This window comes from Actinomycetota bacterium (assembly GCA_005774595.1).
Taxonomy (GTDB): domain Bacteria; phylum Actinomycetota; class Coriobacteriia; order Anaerosomatales; family D1FN1-002; genus D1FN1-002.
Genome location: VAUM01000115.1, coordinates 1 through 5,525, shown reverse-complemented (window position 1 = coordinate 5,525; position 5,525 = coordinate 1). Strand labels below are relative to the sequence as shown.

Annotated in this window: 4 protein-coding genes; all 4 read right to left on the bottom strand. The window is 69.4% G+C overall.

Going from position 1 to position 5,525, the window contains the following annotated elements; genetic code table 11:
* A partial coding sequence (locus tag FDZ70_05880) for a glycosyltransferase (protein TLM77120.1) occupies positions 1 to 413 on the bottom strand: 413 nt, incomplete at its 3' end.
* 11 nt (positions 414 to 424) lie between these two features.
* Entirely contained in the window at positions 425 to 1,126 is a 702-nt protein-coding gene (locus FDZ70_05875) for a PASTA domain-containing protein (protein ID TLM77119.1), read from the bottom strand.
* Between the two features lie 138 nt (positions 1,127 to 1,264).
* Entirely contained in the window at positions 1,265 to 4,735 is a 3,471-nt protein-coding gene (locus FDZ70_05870) for a hypothetical protein (protein ID TLM77118.1), read from the bottom strand.
* 307 nt (positions 4,736 to 5,042) lie between these two features.
* A complete protein-coding gene (locus tag FDZ70_05865; protein ID TLM77117.1) occupies positions 5,043 to 5,501 on the bottom strand; it encodes a YaiI/YqxD family protein in 459 nt (152 codons plus the stop codon).
* Positions 5,502 to 5,525 lie beyond the last annotated feature (24 nt).

Below are 5,525 nucleotides of genomic sequence, written 5' to 3'. Positions count from 1 at the left end.
ACCGCACGCCGCACCGGGCCCCAGTCGACCACGAGCTCGCCGCCGTCGACGTAGCGCGAGCCGATGACCAGATCCGCGCCGGCGCGTGCGCGTTCCACGAGCCCCGGCAGCACGTCGGGGTCGTGCGACAGGTCGGCGTCCATCGTGCAGACGAACTCGCCGCCGCGCGCGATCGCCGCCCGCAGGCCCTCGATGCTCGCGCGCGCGTAGCCCCGCGGGCCCGAGCGGTCGATGACGGTCAGCCTCGGCTCGCGCTCGGCCATGCCTTGGGCGATGGACCCGGTCCCGTCGGGCGAGTGGTCGTCGACCACCAGGACGTCGACCTGCGGCTCGAGCGCGAGCAGGCGCTCGACGAGGACCGAGATGTTCTCGGCCTCGTTGTAGGTCGGGACGACGACGGTCACACCGGACACGCGGCGCAGCCTCAGTCGGTCGGGAGCGTGTAGCCTGCGGGCGAATCCGAGTTCGCGACCCAGATCGTCACCACGGTGCCCCGCGGCTCGAAGCTGTCCGGGGCCGGCTCCTCGAAGTACACCCTGCCCACCGGCGCCGTCGTCGAGACGGGACCGGACTTGACCGTGACCTCGTAGCCGGCGGCGGCCAAGGCGGACTTCGCCGCCGCCTCCGTCATGCCGAGCACGTCCGGGACCCGTGGGCGGTTGTCGGGCGCCACGTAGTACTGGACGTCCGCGGCCTCTGCGCCGGTGCCCGTCGGGAGGGTGAACAGGTCCGCCTCACCCGTGGGCGTGCCGCCCTCGCCGTACGTCGGCCCGCCCGGTCCGGCGACAACGAGATCCTCGGCCAGGACCAGCGCGACCTCCGAGCCCTTCAGCGCATGACGCCCGCCGTCCGGCGCTTGGTCGACGATGGTGCCCGCCTCGCCGGGGAGCGCGGTCTGCGTCGCGATGTCGCCGACCGCGAAGCCCGCCTTCACGATGGCGGCCTTCGCGTCGTCGCGCTTCATGCCGACGACGTCGGGGACCTCGGCGCGCTGGGAGAGGATCCACCAGAGCAGGCACGCGAAGAGCAGGAGGAGGAGCACGGCCCCGATGGTCGCGACGACCCTGCGGTTGCCCAACGGGCCCTCGCCCGCCGGCTCTGCCACGAACATCTCCTCAGCGCTCATGCGCCGCCCTTCCCGACTCGGCCCGCGCCCGTGTCCGTTCGATTCTGCCACTACCGCGAGTGCAGCGGTATCACGTCTCTCCAACGAGGGAGGCCCGGCACGCGGCCGGGCCTCCGCAGAAGCCTGCGCAGCCTTCTGCTACCAGATCGTACCGCTCGCGTGGCACCTGAGGCAGATCGCGTCGTACTTGACGGTGCCCGTCTGGTTGAACGCGTCCGTCAGGAAGTACTTGCCCGCGGTGTAGTGCGGGTAGTTGTTGCCCGCGTTGATCGAGGCCGGGTTGCTCGCGCCCTCGTGGCAGTCGCGGCAGTTGTCCGACCGCGAGCTGTCCGTCGCGGTCAGGCTGACCAGGGACGCGGACACCGACGACGTCATGATGTGCGACGAGGTGTCGTAGCCGCCCGCCGAGATCGTCGAGTCGTGCGCCGTGATGTAGTTGCTCGTGTGGCAGTCCTGGCAGAACCACGGGTCGTAGTTCGCCGCGGTCACGCCGGACGGGACCGACGTCGAGTTCGACGGGTTCGGGTTCAGCTTCAGGATGTTGGTCGGCGTGGCGCCGCCGATCGCGTTCTTGCCGTGGACCGTGTGGCACGAGACGCAGGCCAGACCACCCGTGATGGTGTAGTCGTTGGCCGGGTCCCACGCGCCGTTGGTCGTGGTGGTGTCGTTCGAGTCCTGGATCTGGGTGTACGCCGCGCCCACGCTGTGCTCGAAGCCGGAATCGGCCGCGTACTTCGCGGGGTTGCTCTGGTACACCTGATAGATCGAGGTGAACGGACCGCCCACGTGGCAGTAGTCGCACGCGCCCGCACGGGTCGAGCGGAGCAGCGCCTCGCCGTTCATGTTGTTGGCTGCGTTCTCCGCACCGTGGATCGCGTGGCAGACCGCGCACTTGTTCGACGCGGTCGAGTAGCCGCCGTGCGGGCTGTCGCCGGCCGTGATCGGCGAGAACGCCTGCCAGCCCGAGAACGAGGTGGACGTGCCCGTCACCTTGCTCGTCGACGGGTTGTAGCCGGTCGTCACGTCGGTCCAGGTGCCGCCCGAGTACTTGTAGCACTGGATGGTCGACTCGTCGCCGACGATCTGCTTCACGTCGTACGGCATGCTCACTGACACGTTGCCCGTGAAGGTGCCGTCGAAGGTCAGGTTGTAGTAGCCGCCCGCAGGGGCATGCCCCGGGGGCGACGACGGCGACCCCCCGCCGACGACGTGCAACCAGTTGGCGGCGGTGACGTTGGCGAAGGTGAAGCCGATGCCGGCGTTGGTGGCGTTGACCGACACGTTGATGCCGGCGGGCACCCACACGTCCTCGCCGCCCCAGCCGGAGAACGTGGTCGTGTTGTTGGGCGCGACGCACGGGTTGCCGAGGAGGTCCTTCACCGTTGCGCCGCCATTGGGCACGGTGATGGTGTACACGGTCCCCGGAGTCTGGACGGATGTCGTCAGCCGGACCGTGTCCGCGTCCACGGCGCTCGTCGCGGTCACCGACAGCCCGTTGTCGACCGAGAAGTACGTGTAGTTGAGCGAACCCTGGGCGACCGGCTCGCTGAAGTTCACGTCGACGTGCGTGACGTCTACGGTGACCGCACTCGTGAGCGCCGGCCCGGTGACGTCCACGCCCGTGAACGAACCGGTGTTGTCGGGCGCGACGCACGCGTTGCCGGCGAGGTCGGTGACCGACGGGGCGCCGTTGTTCACGGTGACCGTGTAGAAGACCGCCGCCGACAGGGCAGAGCAGGTCACGCGCGCCACCTTGGCGGACTGGTACGCGGCTCCCGAGACACTGATGCCGTTGTCGATCGAGAAGTACGCGGCGTTCACGGAGCCGGCGGCGATGGTCTCGTCGAACGACACATCCACATGCGTGCTGTCGACCTGGGTCACGCCGCTCACCTTCGGCGGTGTGACGTCGGGGCCGGTGTAGGTGGCGTCGTTGTCCGGCGCGACCACCGCGTTGCCCGTCTGGTCGGTGACCGACGGGGCACCGCTCGCGACCGTGACGGTGTACAGCGTGCCCTGGCTAGTCGCCGAGGTCGTCAGACGGATGACCTTCGCGGAGACGGCCGACGTGCCCGTCACGGAGATCCCGTTGTCGATCGAGAAGTAGGTGTAGCTCGCCGAACCCGGGGAGTACGTCTCGTCGAACGAGATGTCCACGTGGGTCGCGTCGACCGGCGTGGCCGAGACGACCCTGGGCGGCTGGATGTCGGGCGAGACGAACTGCGCTGTGTTGTTCGGTGCGACGACCGGATTGCCCGCCAGGTCGGTGACGGAGGGCGCGCCGTCGTTCACGGTGACGGTGTAGGTGGTCGCCTGCTCGGACTGGACGGACGTCGTCAGACGGATGACCTTGGCGGAGACCGCCGAGGTGCCCGTGACCGAGGCCCCGTTGTCCAGCGTGAAGTACGAGAAGTTCGCCGAGCCCGGCGCGTAGGTCTCGTCGAAGGAGACGTCCACGTGGGTCTTGTCCACGTACGTCGCGCTCGAGACGGTCGGCGGCGTGACGTCCGGCTGGTAGTCCACGGTGACCATCATCTCGGAGACGCCGAGACGCGAGTCGGTGTCCCAGGTGGGCGTCAGGTACTCGACGTAGCAGTAGCACTGCGTCAAGAGGATGTTCGGGCTGAAGTCGGTGCTGTAGATGCCGAAGCCGCCGAGCGGCGTTGGACTTGAGCCGTTGACGTCCGCGACGGTCCACGCCGCGCCCCCGTTGCCGGGGTTGGTCGTCCAGACCTGGCGGTATGTGGTCCAGATGTTGCCGGGGTTGTTCGTGGTACTCGTGTACGTAGTGCTGTTCGCCCGGAGCATCGCGCCCACGTTGTTGGCGCCGGTCGTGATGTCGCGGACCACGTACACGACGTGCACGCTGATGCTGGTCGCACCACTGGGAACGGAGAACGCGCTATGCCCGAAGTGGACGTTGCCACCCGTGGCATTCGTGCCTTGGACGTAGTCAGTATCGCCGTTGTTGGTGGGGTACTCGTCGACTTGCGCCCACATCGGCTGCTGCGTGGCCACCGCAGAGAAGCCGGCGGCGGCACCGGTCGTGTTGGGTGAGCGCGTCTGGCTCGCGGTCACGCTGCCCTCGTCGTACCGCTTGTGAGCCAACGTGCCCTTCAGGTTCGTGACGTCGGTCCAGTCCCACGACGAGCCGTCGGGAGCGGTCGAGCTCGTGAAGGTGACGGTGGTCCACGCGGACGGCGTCTGGGCCGCGGTGCCCCAGATCTGGTTCGCGCCGTCGCTCATGCCGAGCTGATAGCTCTCCTGTACCGCGTTGAAGTCACGGACGGAGGCTGCGATCGTCACGCTCGTGATCGAGCCGACCATCGCGCCGGGGTCGTCCATGTCGACGACGCAGGTGTTGTTCTCGGAGGTGCTGACCGCATAGCTGGTCTGCCCGTCGGCCGTGTCGAGGTAGGTCGCCCACTGCCCGGCGGTCGGGGAGGTCACCCAACTGCCCGCGGACGAGACGCCGGAGGGGTGCAGCGACAGGAGCGCTGCGCCGCCGATCAGAGGGGCGATGACTGCCGCTGCCGCGGCCGCCACGATCAGCGCCGGCACGCCGATCTTGAACGCCTTGCTCCCGACGACCCTCTTCAGCGAACCCATCGACCATCTCCCCACACCCGAATGCCGTGCCCCGGGCGACGCTGACGCGCCGCGCCGAGCGCGGAAGCAACGAGCCGCTTCCACAGCTGATGCCGTGGACAGCGGCCCGACTGTCCCCTCTTGCTTTAACCTCCCCGGCTCCTGCAGAGAGCCGGAGACCCAGAAACACGCTCTATGAACCTTCGTTAACGCATACTGCCCGACGCTGGACGGCGTGTCAACTGCCCGCGGACGGCTCTCTCCTATGTACGCGCGCGAGCGCGCGCGAGCCCGCGCTCCCGATCGCGCACGTCAGCGCCCCGCCGGCTCACGGCGCGGCCGCCTCCCTCAGCGCACGCTCGAGCGCGTCGGCGAAGTGCTCGCGGTCCTCGTCCGTGAACGGGGCGGGGCCCCGCGTGCGGCGGCCGGCCCGGCGCTCGCGCGCCTCGGCGTGCCGCACCTCCATCTCGATGTCGATCGTCGCCTTCGTGTAGCGCCGCCCCCGCACCCCCACGGCGTGCGCGTCCCGGCCGAGCGCCATCGCAGCCAGGCCGATGTCCTGCGTGACCACGACGTCGCCGGGCTGCAGACGCTCGACGATCGCGAAGTCGGCCGCGTCACGGCCGCCGGAGACCTGGACCGCCTCGACCCCGGTGCGCTCCGCGTGCCGCGCGAGGTTCTGGGTGCCGTTGCCCACCACCACCACCGGCACACCGCGCGACCGCGCGGCGGCGATCGCCTCGCGGGTGACGGGGCACGCGTCAGCGTCGATGTACAGTGTCGTCATACGGGCGAGGGCGGGGCTGGTACC